Raw genomic sequence first — 15,091 nt, 5'->3', positions numbered from 1 at the left:
CCATCATCGGAGCGACGGAGAGGCGCAGCGCATCCGGCGAAATCGGCGAGGATGCAGGCGTGGGAGCGGTCGAGCGATTCATCGCGGCGATTTTCGCCTATTTCAGCCTTGCGTGCCGCGCAGCGGCGCGGCCACGGGCGGCTCCCACACCATGTACACGTCGGCGCGCGCGTAGTGCGATCCCGGGCGCGGCGCGGGGTGGTGGCGGAAGCCGTCGCTTTCGTACAGCGCGAGCGCGGGGCCGAGTTTGCTGCTCGATTCCAGGAACAGCTCGCGGCCGCCCATCGTGCGGAACGCGTCGAGCGCGCCACGCATCAGCGCGCGGCCCACGCCGGCTCCGCGCGCTTCGGGCGCGACAGCCATCTTGGTCAGTTCGTATACGCCGTCGGATTCGCGCTTGAGCGCCACCGTGCCGATTGCGTGTTCGTGTTCGTCGATCGCGAACAGCACGCGCCCGCCGGGCTGGAGGATGTGCGTTTCCGGGTCGCCCAGCACGGCGCGGTCGATGGGCTCGACGGTGAACCAGCGTTCGAGCCATTCGACATTGAGTCGGGCGAAGTCCTCGCGCCAGCGCGGCGCGTAGTCGACGATGCGGGGGAAGTCGGCGTTCATGGCGCCATGATAGGGCGCGCGGTTGCGCAAAAAAGCGCGGGTCCGGGTTGCGAATCAGCCCTTGCCTTTGCCCTGCCCCTTCGGCTGCGCATTGCCCTTGCCCTGCGCACCCTTCGCTTCCGCGTTGCCCTTGGGCTTGCTGCCGCCATGGCCGTTGGAACCCTTCGAAGCAGACGGCTTGCCGTTATCCGCATGCGCCTTGCTCGACGCGGCGCCCTTCGACTTGCCCGGATCGCGCGGACGTCCCGGGAAATCGCGCGCGAGGTCCGCATCGATCGAGATGCTGCGACCCCAGCGGTCGTAACTCGGGACGAAACCCTTCTTCAGGCGATGGAATTCCGCCGAGCCCGGTTTGATGCCGAGGTTCTTCGCGACGACGCCCCAGCCCTGCGCGTGGTCGCGCTCCCACATGTCCGCGACGTAGCGGCACGGGCGCCCGAGCACGGACGCGATCGCGCAGGCGAAGTACACATCGCCCGGCGCCCAGCGCCGCTGCGTCAGCAACTCGTTGACCAGATCGCGCGGCGCGCCGTAGTAGCGGACCATCTCGTCGACGAACGGGTCGCGATAACGCGCGCCGTAGCGGTTCATGTCGCCCAGCCACGTGTCGACCCACACGTCGCCGGAGCGCGGGTTCCAGCCGAAGGTGTAGTCCTGCGCCGAGGCGGAGCCCCAGCCGAACGTCGCCGCGGCCGCCACCAGAACCGCGCCGAAACGCGCCTTCCACGTCATCGCCATGTCCCAGCTCCTCTCGTCTTCGAAGGGATACCTGTCGGGCATCCCGTTACGGCCCGGCGCCATGATCAATCACCACGCCAGCGCCGGTCGTATCGGCCGTCGTGGCGATCGCGGCGATCATGACGATCGTCCCAGCGGCGGTCCTGGTAATAGGCCCGGTCGTATCGGCGATCGTAGCGATGGTCGTAGCGCCCATCGTAGTAGTGCGTCGTGCACTTGCCGTGTTTGTTGCACTTGCCGCGCGGCGCGTTATTCCAGTAACCGTAGGCGTTGCCGTACGGCGGGCCGGCGCGATAGGTGTTGCGGTAGACGTTGCGGTAGTAGGTCGGGCGGCCGCGGTAGTCGTGCACCACGACGAGGCGATCGCGATAACCGCGGTCGTAACGGTAGTACGGGCTGCCGCCGTGGTAGATCACGTCGGCGACGTCGACGAGGACGCGGCTCAAATCGTCAGCGCGTGCCGGTGCGGGCGCCGCCGCCGCGACCACACCCAGACCAGCGGCCAGCACCACGGGGGCGACCCAACGGGTCAGGACGGTGGACATATATGCGCTCCTGGTTGCCCGCACCCTGCGAGCCTTGTGGCCAAGATGCGACTACCGCGGTGAACGCATTTTTAATCCGACCGGGGCGGGACGGGGACGCTCAGCAGCCGTTGGGGAACGTGTTCAGGCCGCGCGGGCCGCCAGTTCGCGCACGGCGTCGGGCAATTCGTGCGCGCTGGCGATACGGCGCAGGCGCGGTGCGTCGTCGGCCACGTCGGCCTCGTTCTCGTGGCCCCAGGTCGTGTGGTACGGCACGTGGATGCCCCATCCGCCCAGGTCCAGCACCGGCGCGATGTCCGAACGCAGCGAGTTGCCGACCATGACGAAACGCTCCGCCGGCAGCGCGAATTCCTCCAGCAGGCGCGCGTACGTCGCCGTGTCCTTCTCGCTGACGATCTCGATGCGGCGGAACAGGTCGGCGAAGCCGCACTGACGCACCTTCGCTTCCTGATGGAACAGGTCGCCCTTGGTGATCAGCACGACGTCGAACTCCGCGGCGATCGCTTCCACCGCTTCGCGCACGCCCGGCAGCAGTTCGACCGGATGGCGCAGCAGCGACTTGCCGAGCTCGACGATGCGGTGCACGTCGCGTGCGTCGATGCGCTGCGTGGTGATCTCCACCGCCGCTTCGATCATCGACAGCACCATGCCCTTCACGCCGTAGCCGAACAGCGCGATGTTGCGCTTCTCGACTTCGTACAGGCGCTCGGCCACGCGCGCGTCGCGCAGGTCGACGTACGCGCCGACGATGCGCTCGAACTCGAGTTGGGCTTCGTCGAAGTAATCCTGGCTGCGCCAGAGGGTGTCGTCGGCGTCGAAGCCGATCAGCTGGATGGCGGTCATGCGGCTAGTTTAGTTCGCGGGCGCAGCACAAAGAACAAGGGCGGCCAAAGCCGCGCCGCGCTCGATACGAACAACAGCGGCCGAAGCCACGCCGCGCTTCATAAGAACAAGGGCAGCCGAGGCCGCCCTTGCCGGAGTCCAAAAATGCGCAAGTTGGACGGTTGCCTGATGCGGCGCGTTACGCGCTTACTTGCCGCCGCCGCTGTTCGACGCGCCGCCCTGCGCCTTGGCGACGTAGGCCTTGTACTCGTCGGCGGTCAGCGAGCCGTCGGCGTCCGCGTCGGCCTGGTCGAACACCTGGCCGAGGGCCGGAACGCTCGAGGCTTCAGACTTGCTCAGCGAACCGTTCTTGTCGGTGTCGACATCCGACCAGCTCTTCTTGCCCGACGTGTTGGCCGTGCCCTGCGTCGCGCTGGCGCCCGATGCACCCGCCTGGTCGGTGGTCGATGCGGCCGCCGGATCCTGCGACGTCTGCGGCGCGGTCGACTGCGCGAACGCCAGCGGCGAGGACAGCATCGCGACGAGGGCGGCGGCGATCAGCGGCTTGCGGTTGGTCTTGAGGTTCATGCGATGTCTCCTGGAAGGAAGGAAGTTCTGCGCGTGCTTGCCCAAGGCGTGCCGCACGATTCGACCTTGCCCGTCGCCGCATGAACGCATCCGGTTCGCCGGGCGTTAAAGCAACGTTCCTTTAACCCCGACTGCATGCGCGACCGCTAGGAAGCGGGTTCATCGGTGACGCGCGACACGCGGCAATGTGACCTGCGGCAAGGTTATCGATGCCGCGGTCCGCGCTGATCCGCTGAACGGAACACAACCTTCACGCCGACACGCGTCAACGCACTCGTGGCGAGCGCGTTCCTCGCGTCCTTCAACCTTCGTCCTCGCGCGCGACATCGACGTCGAGCTCGCCGTCCTCGTCGATGCGAACGCGCACGACCATCGGGCGGCAACACACGTGGCAGTCCTCGACATACGCCTGCGCACCCGCGGAATCGTCGACGAACAGCGTCAGCGGTTCGCCGCAATATGGACACTGCACGTCGATCGCGGGAAGCATCGTCACTTGGCCTTGGGCAGCGGCGCGTCCGGCGCGAGCGTCAGCACGATGTCGACCGGTGTGCCCGGGTTGTGGCTGCGCAGATGCAGTTCGCTGGCGTCCAGGCGCAGGATGTCAGTGGGATACGACTGGCCTTCCTCGACCATCGTCAGCTTGCCGCCCTCGAATCGCCACTGGCCGTGCATCGGCGTGCCGTTCGGCGAATCGATCACCAGCGTGCCATCGGACAGGAAGGCATACACGGTGTCCGGCTCGACGGTGCTGGAGGATTTCACGCGCCACACCTTGTCGACGAACGCCGCCGGCGTGACGTCGGGCGCGGCGGGCGATGCGGCCTCGTTCGCGGCTGGCTGGTCGGTGGTGCGTGCCGGCTGCTGCGAGGTATCGGCGGTGACCTGCGGTGTGTCCGCTGCGGGCGGCTGCGCAGCTTCAGACGCGGAAGGCGCGCGCTCGCAAGCGGTCAACGCACACGTGGCGACGACGCAGGCAAGCAAGGAAGGAAGCAGCGCGGAACGCATGGAACCCGGCATGTTCGGCACCCCGTTTCGAAAGGTGCGCGCACCTTAACACCGCACGCGCGAGCGCCCCGTTCATCACGTCCCAGTAACCGCGCCGCGGCAAAGCTTCGGGCATCGACGCCGCATGCCGGCGCCACGGACGACGGAGGCAGAAATGAAGGTCCGCCATGTATTCAGCACGCCCGATCTCGCTACCGCGCAGGCCGTGATGAACGCCGCGCGCGGCGCCGGCGTGCACGACGACGACATCCTGCTGGTCGCGCGTTCGGACATCGAACTGGAAGCGATCCCGAACGAGTACAAGGAAGCCGACACCGACCTGATTCCCGCCGCGCTGCGCGGCGCCGGGTACGGTGGCGCGGCCGGGTTGCTCGCGGGCCTCGCGGCGATCGTCATCACGCCGATCGGCCTCACGCTCGCGGGCGCGGCCGCTGCCGCGGTCGCCGGCGCGCTGGTGGGTTCGTGGGCATCGGCGCTCGTCGGTTCGTCGCTGCCCGATCCGATCCGCCGCAAGTTCGACGAGGAAATCCAGGCCGGCCGCATCCTCGTGGTGCTCGACGGCGACAAGGATTTCCTCGATCGCACCGAAAGCATCATCACCACCGCGGGCGGCACGCACCTGCCGTACGAATCGAGCAAGGCGATGGCGTGACGGCTACGGCGAAGACAGCGCACGCGTGCGCGACTTCGCCGTCGGCTTGTCCAGCGCAGCGCGATAACTTCCGTACAACGCCTGCACCTTGGCGACATACGCCTGCGTTTCCGCGTACGGCGGCACGCCGCCGTAACGCGTGACCGTGCCGATACCCGCGTTGTACGCAGCGGCGACCAGCGCCATGTCGTTGCGATAGCGCTTCATCAGCGCGCGCAGGTGGCGCGCGCCGGCCAGGATCGATTCATCCTGCGAGAACGGATCGGCCACGCCGTATTCGCGGCTCGTGTCGGGCATCAACTGCATCACGCCCTGCGCGCCTTTCGGCGACACCGCCGCGGCGTCGTAATCGCTCTCGGCATGCGCGATGGCGCGCAGCCAGGCTTCGTCGACGCCGGTCGCCTTCGACGCGGCGCGGAACTGCTTCGGATAGCGGTCCAGCCGTGGCGGGCTCACCCGTCCCATGCCTTCGTGCGCCGGTTCGCCGGGCGGCGCGGGAACCGTGAACGACAGCACTTTCACCGCACCGGGCAGCTTGCGCGTGCCGTAGACCGCCTTGCCATCCTGCATGCGTTCGTACAGCACGCCGCTCACCGCTTCGCCGGTGCCGAACAGGTTCGGCACGCTCGCGGCGTTGTCGTCGATCTGCTTCGCGGTGCAACGCGACCCCGGCTCCGGCGCGGTCGACAGGCTGACCGTTCCGTCGCGCACGCAGCGGTACACGGTGCGCGCGTTCGCGGTGCCGGCAACTGCCAGCACGATCAACGCGGCAACGATGACGCGGAAGCGGACCATCCGCGGATTCTAGGCAGCGCTTCGCAACGCCGGCGCAACGGGACGTGGCCGCCCCTCGGCGGCGAGGCCGTGTTCATGCGCTCGGCATGAAGCCGAAACCGCGAATTGATCGAGGTCAAACCCGAGCGGATCGCCGCCGATAGGCTCCGCGCATGCCCACCGCGCCGACCTTTCCCGCCGACCTCCTGCGCCGCTACGACCGGCCGGGGCCGCGCTACACGTCCTACCCGACCGCGCCCCAGTTCAGCTCCGACTTCGGCATCGCACAGCTGCGCGACGCCGCGCAGGCTAGCAACGGCGATCCGATCCCGAGCCGCCTCTCGCTCTACGTGCACGTGCCGTTCTGCACGAACCCCTGCTTCTACTGCGGCTGCAATCGCGTGATCACGCGCGATCGCACGCGCAGCGAGCCCTACCGCACGCGGCTGGCGCGCGAGATCGGGATGATGGCCGGCGTGTTCGATCCGGACCGCGAAGTGGTGCAGCTCCACTTCGGCGGCGGCACGCCGAACTTCTTCGCGCCCGCGCAGTTGCGCGCGACCGTGCAGGACCTGCGCGACCATTTCCGTTTCAGTGCGGACGACCGGCGCGATATCTCGATCGAGCTCGACCCGCGCGAACTCACGCCCGACGATGTCGCCGAACTCGCCGATGCCGGCTTCAACCGTGCGAGCCTGGGCGTGCAGGACTTCGACCCCGACGTGCAGCGCGCGGTGAACCGCGAGCAGGACGTCGCGGGCACGCTCGCGATCATCGACGCGTGCCGGAAGCACGGTATGCGCTCGGTCAACGTCGACCTCATCTACGGGTTGCCGTTGCAGACGCTGGAGGGTTTCGCGCGCACGCTGGACACCGTGATCGCCGCGCGTCCGCACCGCCTCGCGGTGTACAGCTACGCGCACCTCCCGGAGCTGTTCAAGCCGCAGCGCCAGATCCGCGCGGAAGACCTGCCTTCCGGCGAGCTCAAGCTCGACCTCTTGCGGCTTGCGATCGAGCGCCTCACCGCCGCCGGCTACGTCTACATCGGCATGGACCACTTCGCGCTGCCCGACGACGAACTCGCCCTCGCCCAGGCGCGCGGCGGACTGCATCGCAATTTCATGGGCTACACCACGCATGCCGATTGCGACCTGATCGGTTTCGGCGTCAGCGCGATCAGCCGCATCGGCGACAGTTACAGCCAGAATCCGCGCGAATTGCACACGTGGGAAGAAGCGATCGACACGCCGCGCCTTCCAGTGTGGCGCGGACTGCGGCTGAGCGCCGACGACGAGCTGCGCGCGGACGTGATCCAGCGGCTGATGTGCCAGGGCGAGGTGTCGATGGGCGCGATCGAGCGTGCGCACGGCATCGATTTCACCCACTATTTCGCCGACGCGTTGCGGCGCTTGCAGCCGCTGCAGGACGACGGCCTGGTGTGGGTGGAGCCCGACCGCATCGTCGCCACGCGCGAAGGCCGCCTGCTGCTGCGGGTGATCGCGATGTGCTTCGACGCCTATCTCCGCCAGCCGCAGGCCGCGCCGATGCGGTATTCGCGCACGGTCTAGCCGGCGAGCGAACCCAACGTGCGCAGCGCCTGTTCGGTGCGCGCATCGAACGGGTGTCCGTAGTTCAGCCGCAGGCAGCTGCGGAAGCCGCGGCTCGCCGAGAAGATCGGCCCCGGCGCGATGCTGATGCCTGCCTGCAAGGCGCGGCGATGCAGCGCCAGCGCGTCGCGGTCCTGCGGCAGTTCGATCCACGCGAAATAGCCGCCGGTAGCGCGCGTGACTTTCGTGCCCTCGGGAAAGCACCGCGCGACCGCCTCGATGTACGTTGACTGCTGTTCGGCCAGCGTCGCACGCAGCCGGCGCAGATGGCGGTCGTAGCCGCCGCCCTGCAGATAGCGCCCGATCGCCCGTTGCGCCGGCACGTTCGTGTTGAGCGTCGTGGTGAGCTTGTTGCGCGCGAGCGTGTCGCGGAAGCGCCCGGCCGCGACCCAGCCGATGCGATACCCCGGCGCGAGGCATTTGGAGAACGACGAGCAGTGGATCACGCCGCCGTCCCGATCGAACGCCTTCGCCGGCAGTGGACGACGCGCGCCGTAATGCAGTTCCGCGTAGACGTCGTCCTCCATCAGCGGGATCTCGTGCCGCGCAAGCAACGCGACCAGCTGGCGCTTGGCGTCGTCGGGCATCGTCGCGCCCAGCGGATTGTGGAAGGTCGGCATCAGCCAGCATGCGCGCGGGGCATGGCGTGCGATCGCCTGCTCCAGCGCGTCCAGGTCCACGCCGTCGCGCGGATGCGTGGGCACTTCGATCGCGCGCAGGCCGTTGCGCTCCAGCGATTGCAGCACCGCGTAGAAGCACGGCGATTCCACCAGCACCGCGTCGCCGGGCTGCGTCACCGCGGCGATGCCGAGGTTCAGGGCTTCCAGCGCGCCGTTGGTGACGACGATTTCCTCCGGTTTCACGTCGATGCCGTCGATCAGATAGCGCAGGCTGATCTGCCGGCGCAGTTCGGCCTGCCCGGGCGTGAGGTCGTCCACCGTGCTCCACGGGTCGAGGTCCTGCGCGGCGGCGGCGATCGCACGGCCGAGCCGGGGGAGCGGAAACAGCAACGGGCTCGGGAACGCCGAGCCGAACGGCACGAGGTCGCGCTGCATCGCCGATTGCAGGACGTCGAAGACCAGCTCGCTGACATCGACGGGGCGCGAATCGCCGTCGGGACGCGAGGGCGATTCGGGTTCCGGTGGCAGGCGCGGTGGTCGCGCGGCGACGTAGTAGCCCGACCGCGCGCGCGATTGGATCAGCCCGCGCGCTTCCAGCAGGTAGTACGCCTGGAAGACGGTCGAGGGGCTGATGCGCCGGGCCGTGGTCGTCTGGCGCACGGAGGGCAGCCGTTCGCCCGGGCGGAACGCGCCGGACTGGATCGAGCGGGCCAGATCGTCGGCCAGGGCCTCGTAGCGCTTCACGGGCGGGCGTCCTTCCGTAACTCATACGGTTTTTCGAGCGGCTTTCTGATTCTACTGGAACTGATACGGTCACCCTAGACTGCGCGCACCGTCCGAATCCGCCCGAGTGCCACCGTGTCCACCGGCGTCCAGTTGAACCTCGCCATGATCCTGTTCGCGCCGTGGTTCGCGGTGCTGTCGGTGCTGTTCTGGCGCTATCCCCGCCAGCCGCGCGGGCCGGCCCGGCTGGCCTTCGATTCCCTCGCCTTGATCGCCGCCACCGCCGCGGCCTTCGCCGGCATGTACTGGGGCATGGCGCACGCCGATGCCGGCTACGGGCCGATGTGGAAGCAGGTGTTCGCCACGTCGCTGGCCTACGGCCTGTACCTGGGCGTCATGGCCGCGGCGCTCATCGCGCGCATGCGCTGGTTCGCGCGTACGAATTCCCCGTCACGGGCCCCGTCCCGGAGCTGACATGAAGACCCTGCTCGTCGTCGGTTTCCTCGCGCTGATCGTCTACCAGCTCGGCGCGGCGCTGTTCTACATGCTCACCGACCGCGGCGAGAGCAAGCGCGCGGTCAACGCGCTGACCCGCCGCATCGGGCTGTCGATCGCCCTGATCGCGCTGGTGGCGGTGGGCATTGCCACGGGTGTCATCCAGCCGCACGGCGTGGGTGCCTGAACGACGAAGGCCGCTTTCCCGAAGGCCGCCGTGCCCCTTCCGCCGAACGGTCCGCCGGGCTCATCCGTTTGCGTTTGAATCGCGTAGCCGACGCTTTGATCGAAATCAAGCGCCGCGCGTGAACGGGTTCATAACATGCCGCCGACCCCGGCCCTGCCGCTCGGGAGTGTCCATCCATGCATACCCAACCAGAAACCTATAACGACAAGATCGTGCGCCAGTTCACCGCGATGACGGTGGTCTGGGGCATCGTCGGCATGGCGGTCGGCGTCCTCATCGCCGCCCAGCTCTACTGGCCAGCCCTCAACTTCGACGTCCCGTGGCTCAGCTACGGCCGCCTGCGGCCGCTGCACACCAACGCGGTGATCTTCGCCTTCGGCGGGTGCGCGCTGTTCGCCACCAGCTACCACGTGGTGCAGCGCACCTGCCACGTGCGGCTGGCGTTCGACAAGCTCGCGGCCTTCACCTTCTGGGGCTGGCAGGCGGTCATCGTCGCCGCGGCGATCACGCTGCCGATGGGCCTCACGCAAGGCAAGGAATACGCCGAGCTGGAATGGCCGATCGACATCCTGATCACCCTGGTCTGGGTGTCCTACGCGGTGGTGTTCTTCGGCACCATCGTGAAGCGCCGCGTGAAGCACATCTACGTGGCGAACTGGTTCTACGGCGCCTTCATCATCACCATCGCGCTGCTGCACATCGTCAACAACATGGCCATGCCGGTGGGCCTGGGCAAGTCGTACTCGCTGTACACCGGCGCGGTCGATGCGATGGCGCAGTGGTGGTACGGGCACAACGCGGTGGGCTTCTTCCTGACCGCCGGCTTCCTCGGGATGATGTACTACTTCGTCCCCAAGCAGGCCAACCGCCCGGTGTATTCGTACCGGCTGTCGATCGTGCACTTCTGGGCGCTGATCGCCGTGTACATGTGGGCCGGCCCGCACCACCTGCAGTACACCGCGCTGCCGGACTGGGCGCAGTCGCTGGGCATGGTGTTCTCGCTGGTGCTGCTGGCGCCCAGCTGGGGCGGCGCGATCAACGGCATCCTCACGCTCTCGGGCGCATGGGACAAGCTGCGCACCGATCCGATCCTGAAGTTCCTCATCGTGGCCGTCTCGTTCTACATGATCGCGACCTTCGAAGGCCCGATGATGTCTATCAAGACGGTCAACTCGCTGTCGCACTACACCGACTGGACCGTCGGCCACGTGCACGCCGGCGCGCTGGGCTGGGTCGCGATGATCTCCATCGGCGCGGTCTACGCGATGCTGCCGCGCCTGCTCGGCCAGACGCAGATGCACTCGGTGAAGGCCATCGACCTGCACTTCTGGCTGCACACCGTCGGCGTGGTGTTCTACATCGTGTCGATGTGGATCGCCGGCGTGATGCAGGGCCTGATGTGGCGCGCCACCAACCCCGACGGCACGCTGACCTACAGCTTCGTCGAGGCGCTCAACGCGACGTACCCCTACTACCTGGGCCGGTTGCTCGGCGGCCTGATCGTGTTGTCCGGCATGGTCGTGATGGCCTGGAACGTGATCCGCACCTGGCAGCAGGCGCGCGATCTGGCGCCCACGCCGGTGATGCCGCCGGACGCCGCGGCCGCACACGCCAGCACGCTCTCCTGAGGCCGACGAGATGAGTCATTCACACGAGAAAGTCGAAACCAACGTCGGCCTGATGGCGGTGCTGATCGCCGTGGCCGTCTCCTTCGGCGGCCTGGCGGAAATCGTGCCGCTGATGTACCAGGCCGAGACCATCACGCCGCTGCCGGGCGTGAAGCCGTACCCCGCGCTCGAACTCGCCGGCCGCGACGTCTACGTCCGCGAGGGTTGCTACAACTGCCATTCGCAGATGGTTCGCACGCTGCGCTTCGAGACCGAGCGCTACGGCCATTACTCGCTGGCCGGCGAATCGGTGTACGACCGCCCGTTCCAGTGGGGTTCCAAGCGCACCGGTCCGGACCTCGCGCGTGTCGGCGGCCGCTATTCCGACGACTGGCATCGCGTGCACCTGCACAACCCGCGCGACGTGGTACCCGAATCCAACATGCCCGGCTTCCCGTGGCTCGCCGAGGCGAAGGTCGACGGCGAGCAGGTGCAACAGCGCATGAAGGCGCTCAAGACCATCGGCGATCCGTACACGGACGCCGACATCGCCGGCGCGCAGGCCGCGGTGGACGGCAAGACCGAACTCGATGCGGTCGTCGCCTACCTGCAGGGCCTGGGCCGCCACGCACCGAGGGGTGGCTGACATGGTGTCCGGAATCGTCACGACGATCCTGCTGGTGCTGTTCGTCGCCGGCTGGGTGTGGGCCTGGAGCCCGAAGCGCAAGAAGGAATTCGACGCGGCCGCACGCATGCCGCTCGATGAGGACAGGGGGACACGGCAATGACCACCGGCTGGTCGATCTATGTCATCGCGATCGTCGCGATCAACATCCTGGGTTGCGTCTGGCTGATCTGGTGGACCGGCAAGCGCCGGCCGGGCGATCCCGCCCCCACCGACACCAGCCACGTGTGGGACGGCAACCTCACCGAATACAACAAGCCGATGCCGAAGTGGTGGGTGAACCTGTTCTACATCACCATCATCTTCGCCATCGTCTACCTGGTCTGGTATCCGGGACTGGGCGCGTTCGCCGGCGTCGCGAAGTGGACCTCGGCTCGCGAGCAGGCGCTCGACAAGGCCCGCGACGACGCGAAGCTCGAGGCGACGTTCGCGCCGTACGCGGGCAAGTCGATCGACGCGATCGCACGCGATCCCAACGCCGTCGCGCTGGGGCGTTCGATCTTCAACAACACCTGCGCGCAGTGCCACGGCTCCACGGCGCAGGGCGCGATCGGCTACCCCAACCTCACCGACCAGGTGTGGCATTGGGGCGGCACGCCCGACGACGTGCTGCACTCGGTGATGGAAGGCCGCGAAGGCGTGATGCCCGAATGGGGCAAGGTGCTCACCGGCATGGGCGGCGACAACGCCGTCGATTACGTCGTCGCCTACGTGCGCACGCTGTCCGATCCCGACACCATGCAGAACAACTACATGGCCGCGCAGGGCAAGGCGCTCTACAACGGCGTGTGCACCGCCTGTCACGGCGTGGACGGCAAGGGCAACGTCGCGATGGGCGCACCCGACCTGACCGACGACTACTGGCTCTACGGCAACAGCAGCGAAAGCCTGCGCCAGACGATCGAGCACGGCCGCCACGGCGTGATGCCCGCCTGGCGGGAAACGCTCGGCGAGACCCGCTCGCGCCTGGCGGCCGCCTACGTCTGGTCGCTGTCGCATCCGGACAAGCCCGCGGTGACCGCAACGCGTTGAACCTGGAAGTGAGCACGCTCCCATGAGCCAGCCAGCACCGCGATTCGACCACCCGCCCCGACCGCTCTCGCAGCGGCTCGGGGCGATCCTGTGGCCCAGCTTCTTCGCCGCGTGCATCGCGACGATGGTGTTCTTCGCCTACGTCGACCCGCTCGCGCTGCGCGACATGACCTTCCCCAAACTGCCGATGACGCGCACGCTCGGGTACAGCCTGGGCTTTTTCATGTTCTGGATCGCGACGGCCGCCTCCAGCGCCTTCACCTGGGTGCTGCTGCGCCCGGCCAGCCGTTTCAACGGGCCGCTGCGGCCCGAGTAGTCGATACCGCAATGAACAAGAAGATCTCGATCGACCTCGTCGAAGACGGCGGCAACGCGCTGTACGTCAGCGAGCGGAAGATCTACCCGCGCAGCGTGAGCGGCGTGTTCCAGACCTGGCGCAACGTCGCCGTCGTGGTGCTGCTGGGCATGTTCTACGTGTTCCCGTGGCTGCGCTGGGATGGACGCCAGGCGGTGCTGTTCGACCTGCCGGCGCGCAAGTTCTACGTGTTCGGGCTGAATTTCTGGCCGCAGGATTTCTTCCTGCTCGCGGTGCTGATGATCATCGCCGGCCTGTCGCTGTTCTTCTTCACCGCCATCGCCGGGCGCCTGTGGTGCGGTTACGCCTGCCCGCAGACGGTGTGGACGGAAGTGTTCCTGTGGATGGAGCGCTGGACCGAAGGCGACCGCAACGCGCGCATGAAACTCGACGCCGCACCGTGGAGCGGCGAAAAACTGCTGCGCAAGGGCGGCAAGCACGCGCTGTGGCTGGTGTTCGCGCTGTGGACCGGCTTCACGTTCGTCGGCTTCTTCACGCCGATCACGGAGCTGGCCGCGCGCGTGCCGTTCTTCGGCAATGCCCCGGGCTGGGGTGGCTGGGAAACCTTCTGGGTGCTGTTCTATGCGCTGGCGACCTGGGGCAACGCGGGCTTCCTGCGCGAACAGGTCTGCAAGTACATGTGCCCGTACGCGCGCTTCCAGAGCGCGATGTTCGACCGCAACACGCTGATCATCGCCTACGACCCGATGCGCGGCGAACCGCGCGGCCCGCGCAAGCGCGGCCTGGGCAGCGTGCTGGAACGCGCGCGCGGCCTGCTCGATCCGGCCACCGCATACGATTACGTGTTCCGCGGCGCGCGCCAGGGCAACGCGCTCGCGCTGCATGCCGCCGGCACGACGGCCGTCACCGACGTCGGCCTGGTCGCGCAACCGCTGCCGAAGTTCGAACCCGAACAGCTCGGCGACTGCATCGACTGCACGATCTGCGTGCAGGTCTGCCCCACCGGCATCGACATCCGCAACGGCCTGCAGTACGAGTGCATCGCCTGCGGCGCGTGCATTGACGCCTGCGATTCGGTGATGGACAAGATGGGCTACCCGAAGGGGCTGATCCGCTATTCCACGCAGAACGCGATCGACGGAAAACCCACGCGCGTGGCGCGCCCGCGCGTGCTGCTCTACGGCGTGCTGCTGCTGGCGCTGTGCGCGGCGTGGGCGTGGGGCGTCGGCCATCGCAGCCCGCTGATCGCCGAGGTGCTGCGCGACCGCAACGCGCTGTATCGCGAGGCCGCCGACGACCGCATCGAGAACACCTACACGCTGAAGCTGGTAAACAAGGACGTCGCGCCGCGCTCGTTCCGCATCCTCGTCGAGGCGCCCGCCGGCATCGAGCTGCGCGGCGGCCCGCAGACGGTGGACGCGCAGGCCGAGCAGGTGCTGAACCTTCCCGTGGTGCTGTCCGCGCCGGCCGATGTGCATGGCAAGCAGGCGGTGACCTTCCGTGTCGAACGCGTGGACGGCGCTGCCCACGCCGACGTGGAATCGACCTTCTTCGGACCGATGCGATGAGCCTGGCCGTGAAATTCCGCAACCCCGTGATGTGGCTGGTGATCGGCCTGCCCGTGCTGTCGATCGTCGCCGGCGTCGGGCTGGTGGTAGTGGCGCTGCGCAGCGGCGGCGACGATGCGGTGATCGACACCGTGCAGCGCACCGCGCAGATCCAGACGACGGAATTGGGGCCCGACGAACGCGCGAAGTCGATGAAGCTGTCGGCCGTGATGCGCGTTGACGCGAAGGGCATCGAACTGCTGCCGGTGGGCGGCGGGTTCTCGAACGGCGACGTGCCGCGCGACGTGCCGCTGACGCTGGCGCTGTCGCATCCCAGCGACGCGAAGCTCGACCGCACGATCGAACTCACGCCCAGCGAACTGGGCTGGCATGCGAACGAGCCGCTTCCGCTCGATCACGACTGGCTGCTGCAACTCACGCCGGCCGACACGGCATGGCGCCTGCGCGGGCGGCTCGTTGCCGGCCAGGCGGCCGCACACCTGGGGCCGGCGCTCGCCGGCGAGTGACGAACG

The 15,091-nt window shown here is 67.9% G+C and carries 20 protein-coding genes; 11 read left to right on the top strand and 9 right to left on the bottom strand.

Features of this window, described 5'->3' with window-relative positions:
- Positions 1 to 102 precede the first annotated feature (102 nt).
- The 7 genes from LA521A_RS02885 to LA521A_RS02855 all read right to left on the bottom strand — a co-directional run bounded on the left by LA521A_RS02885 (position 103) and on the right by LA521A_RS02855 (position 4,313).
- On the bottom strand, positions 103 to 612 hold the full coding sequence (locus LA521A_RS02885; RefSeq protein WP_281780884.1) for a GNAT family N-acetyltransferase: 510 nt from the start codon (positions 610 to 612) through the stop codon (positions 103 to 105).
- A gap of 54 nt (positions 613 to 666) precedes the next feature.
- A complete protein-coding gene (locus LA521A_RS02880; protein WP_281780883.1) occupies positions 667 to 1,350 on the bottom strand; it encodes a hypothetical protein in 684 nt (227 codons plus the stop codon).
- Between the two features lie 65 nt (positions 1,351 to 1,415).
- Positions 1,416 to 1,895, bottom strand: coding sequence for a hypothetical protein (locus LA521A_RS02875; protein ID WP_281780882.1), 480 nt, complete (start codon positions 1,893 to 1,895; stop codon positions 1,416 to 1,418).
- A gap of 123 nt (positions 1,896 to 2,018) precedes the next feature.
- A complete protein-coding gene (locus LA521A_RS02870) occupies positions 2,019 to 2,738 on the bottom strand; it encodes an HAD family hydrolase (protein WP_281780881.1) in 720 nt (239 codons plus the stop codon).
- A 186-nt stretch (positions 2,739 to 2,924) separates the two neighbouring features.
- Positions 2,925 to 3,305 carry an EF-hand domain-containing protein gene (locus LA521A_RS02865; RefSeq protein ID WP_281780880.1) on the bottom strand — a complete coding sequence of 127 codons (381 nt, stop codon included), beginning with the start codon at positions 3,303 to 3,305 and terminating at the stop codon, positions 2,925 to 2,927.
- Between the two features lie 301 nt (positions 3,306 to 3,606).
- A complete protein-coding gene (locus tag LA521A_RS02860) occupies positions 3,607 to 3,795 on the bottom strand; it encodes a CPXCG motif-containing cysteine-rich protein (RefSeq protein WP_281782171.1) in 189 nt (62 codons plus the stop codon).
- 2 nt (positions 3,796 to 3,797) lie between these two features.
- The gene (locus tag LA521A_RS02855) at positions 3,798 to 4,313 is read right to left on the bottom strand and encodes a hypothetical protein (RefSeq protein WP_281780879.1); all 516 of its coding nucleotides are present in this window, start codon (positions 4,311 to 4,313) and stop codon (positions 3,798 to 3,800) included.
- A gap of 154 nt (positions 4,314 to 4,467) precedes the next feature.
- Between LA521A_RS02855 and LA521A_RS02850 the strand changes: the two genes are divergently transcribed.
- Positions 4,468 to 4,965 (top strand): hypothetical protein, encoded by a 498-nt coding sequence (locus LA521A_RS02850; RefSeq protein WP_281780878.1) that lies wholly within the window; start codon positions 4,468 to 4,470, stop codon positions 4,963 to 4,965.
- Positions 4,966 to 4,968: 3 nt separating this feature from the next.
- On the opposite strand, the gene LA521A_RS02845 is transcribed toward LA521A_RS02850, so the two are convergent.
- Positions 4,969 to 5,760, bottom strand: coding sequence for a lytic transglycosylase domain-containing protein (locus tag LA521A_RS02845; RefSeq protein ID WP_281780877.1), 792 nt, complete (start codon positions 5,758 to 5,760; stop codon positions 4,969 to 4,971).
- Positions 5,761 to 5,912: 152 nt separating this feature from the next.
- Between LA521A_RS02845 and hemN the strand changes: the two genes are divergently transcribed.
- Positions 5,913 to 7,307: an oxygen-independent coproporphyrinogen III oxidase gene (hemN, locus tag LA521A_RS02840; protein ID WP_281780876.1), complete on the top strand. Its 1,395-nt coding sequence runs from the start codon at positions 5,913 to 5,915 to the stop codon at positions 7,305 to 7,307.
- Here the strand turns inward: hemN and LA521A_RS02835 are convergent.
- Complete coding sequence (locus tag LA521A_RS02835; RefSeq protein WP_281780875.1) at positions 7,304 to 8,710, bottom strand: aminotransferase-like domain-containing protein; 1,407 nt, start codon at positions 8,708 to 8,710, stop codon at positions 7,304 to 7,306. The genes hemN and LA521A_RS02835 overlap by 4 nt on opposite strands.
- A 114-nt stretch (positions 8,711 to 8,824) precedes the next feature.
- Between LA521A_RS02835 and LA521A_RS02830 the strand changes: the two genes are divergently transcribed.
- From LA521A_RS02830 to LA521A_RS02790, 9 genes are all read left to right on the top strand, one after another.
- A complete protein-coding gene (locus LA521A_RS02830) occupies positions 8,825 to 9,163 on the top strand; it encodes a hypothetical protein (RefSeq protein WP_281780874.1) in 339 nt (112 codons plus the stop codon).
- Position 9,164: 1 nt separating this feature from the next.
- Positions 9,165 to 9,371 carry a twin transmembrane helix small protein gene (locus tag LA521A_RS02825; protein WP_281780873.1) on the top strand — a complete coding sequence of 69 codons (207 nt, stop codon included), beginning with the start codon at positions 9,165 to 9,167 and terminating at the stop codon, positions 9,369 to 9,371.
- Between the two features lie 176 nt (positions 9,372 to 9,547).
- Positions 9,548 to 10,999 carry a cytochrome-c oxidase, cbb3-type subunit I gene (ccoN, locus tag LA521A_RS02820; RefSeq protein WP_281780872.1) on the top strand — a complete coding sequence of 484 codons (1,452 nt, stop codon included), beginning with the start codon at positions 9,548 to 9,550 and terminating at the stop codon, positions 10,997 to 10,999.
- A 10-nt stretch (positions 11,000 to 11,009) separates the two neighbouring features.
- Positions 11,010 to 11,624 carry a cytochrome-c oxidase, cbb3-type subunit II gene (gene ccoO / locus LA521A_RS02815; protein WP_281780871.1) on the top strand — a complete coding sequence of 205 codons (615 nt, stop codon included), beginning with the start codon at positions 11,010 to 11,012 and terminating at the stop codon, positions 11,622 to 11,624.
- A gap of 1 nt (position 11,625) precedes the next feature.
- Positions 11,626 to 11,766 (top strand): cbb3-type cytochrome oxidase subunit 3, encoded by a 141-nt coding sequence (locus LA521A_RS02810; protein WP_281780870.1) that lies wholly within the window; start codon positions 11,626 to 11,628, stop codon positions 11,764 to 11,766.
- Entirely contained in the window at positions 11,763 to 12,695 is a 933-nt protein-coding gene (ccoP, locus tag LA521A_RS02805) for a cytochrome-c oxidase, cbb3-type subunit III (RefSeq protein WP_281780869.1), read from the top strand. Before LA521A_RS02810 ends, ccoP begins: the two co-directional genes overlap by 4 nt.
- A gap of 22 nt (positions 12,696 to 12,717) precedes the next feature.
- Positions 12,718 to 13,011, top strand: a complete 294-nt coding sequence (locus LA521A_RS02800; protein WP_281780868.1) for a hypothetical protein — start codon at positions 12,718 to 12,720, stop codon at positions 13,009 to 13,011.
- A gap of 11 nt (positions 13,012 to 13,022) precedes the next feature.
- On the top strand, positions 13,023 to 14,579 hold the full coding sequence (locus tag LA521A_RS02795) for a 4Fe-4S dicluster domain-containing protein (RefSeq protein WP_281780867.1): 1,557 nt from the start codon (positions 13,023 to 13,025) through the stop codon (positions 14,577 to 14,579).
- Positions 14,576 to 15,085: a FixH family protein gene (locus LA521A_RS02790; protein ID WP_281780866.1), complete on the top strand. Its 510-nt coding sequence runs from the start codon at positions 14,576 to 14,578 to the stop codon at positions 15,083 to 15,085. Before LA521A_RS02795 ends, LA521A_RS02790 begins: the two co-directional genes overlap by 4 nt.
- Positions 15,086 to 15,091: the final 6 nt, after the last annotated feature.

The sequence above is a fragment of the Lysobacter auxotrophicus genome (assembly GCF_027924565.1).
Taxonomy (GTDB): Bacteria; Pseudomonadota; Gammaproteobacteria; order Xanthomonadales; family Xanthomonadaceae; genus Lysobacter_J; species Lysobacter_J auxotrophicus.
The sequence above is the reverse complement of the archived record's forward strand: the minus strand, read 5'-3'. Positions and strand labels throughout refer to the sequence as shown.

Coding starts and splice junctions, on each gene's coding strand:
- LA521A_RS02885 (WP_281780884.1), bottom strand. CDS start 612: ATGAACGCCGACTTCCCCCGCATCGTCGACTACGCGCCGCGCTGGCGC.
- LA521A_RS02880 (WP_281780883.1), bottom strand. CDS start 1,350: ATGGCGATGACGTGGAAGGCGCGTTTCGGCGCGGTTCTGGTGGCGGCC.
- LA521A_RS02875 (WP_281780882.1), bottom strand. CDS start 1,895: ATGTCCACCGTCCTGACCCGTTGGGTCGCCCCCGTGGTGCTGGCCGCT.
- LA521A_RS02870 (WP_281780881.1), bottom strand. CDS start 2,738: ATGACCGCCATCCAGCTGATCGGCTTCGACGCCGACGACACCCTCTGG.
- LA521A_RS02865 (WP_281780880.1), bottom strand. CDS start 3,305: ATGAACCTCAAGACCAACCGCAAGCCGCTGATCGCCGCCGCCCTCGTC.
- LA521A_RS02860 (WP_281782171.1), bottom strand. CDS start 3,795: ATGCTTCCCGCGATCGACGTGCAGTGTCCATATTGCGGCGAACCGCTG.
- LA521A_RS02855 (WP_281780879.1), bottom strand. CDS start 4,313: ATGCGTTCCGCGCTGCTTCCTTCCTTGCTTGCCTGCGTCGTCGCCACG.
- LA521A_RS02850 (WP_281780878.1), top strand. CDS start 4,468: ATGAAGGTCCGCCATGTATTCAGCACGCCCGATCTCGCTACCGCGCAG.
- LA521A_RS02845 (WP_281780877.1), bottom strand. CDS start 5,760: ATGGTCCGCTTCCGCGTCATCGTTGCCGCGTTGATCGTGCTGGCAGTT.
- hemN (WP_281780876.1), top strand. CDS start 5,913: ATGCCCACCGCGCCGACCTTTCCCGCCGACCTCCTGCGCCGCTACGAC.
- LA521A_RS02825 (WP_281780873.1), top strand. CDS start 9,165: ATGAAGACCCTGCTCGTCGTCGGTTTCCTCGCGCTGATCGTCTACCAG.
- ccoN (WP_281780872.1), top strand. CDS start 9,548: ATGCATACCCAACCAGAAACCTATAACGACAAGATCGTGCGCCAGTTC.
- ccoO (WP_281780871.1), top strand. CDS start 11,010: ATGAGTCATTCACACGAGAAAGTCGAAACCAACGTCGGCCTGATGGCG.
- LA521A_RS02810 (WP_281780870.1), top strand. CDS start 11,626: ATGGTGTCCGGAATCGTCACGACGATCCTGCTGGTGCTGTTCGTCGCC.
- ccoP (WP_281780869.1), top strand. CDS start 11,763: ATGACCACCGGCTGGTCGATCTATGTCATCGCGATCGTCGCGATCAAC.
- LA521A_RS02800 (WP_281780868.1), top strand. CDS start 12,718: ATGAGCCAGCCAGCACCGCGATTCGACCACCCGCCCCGACCGCTCTCG.
- LA521A_RS02795 (WP_281780867.1), top strand. CDS start 13,023: ATGAACAAGAAGATCTCGATCGACCTCGTCGAAGACGGCGGCAACGCG.
- LA521A_RS02790 (WP_281780866.1), top strand. CDS start 14,576: ATGAGCCTGGCCGTGAAATTCCGCAACCCCGTGATGTGGCTGGTGATC.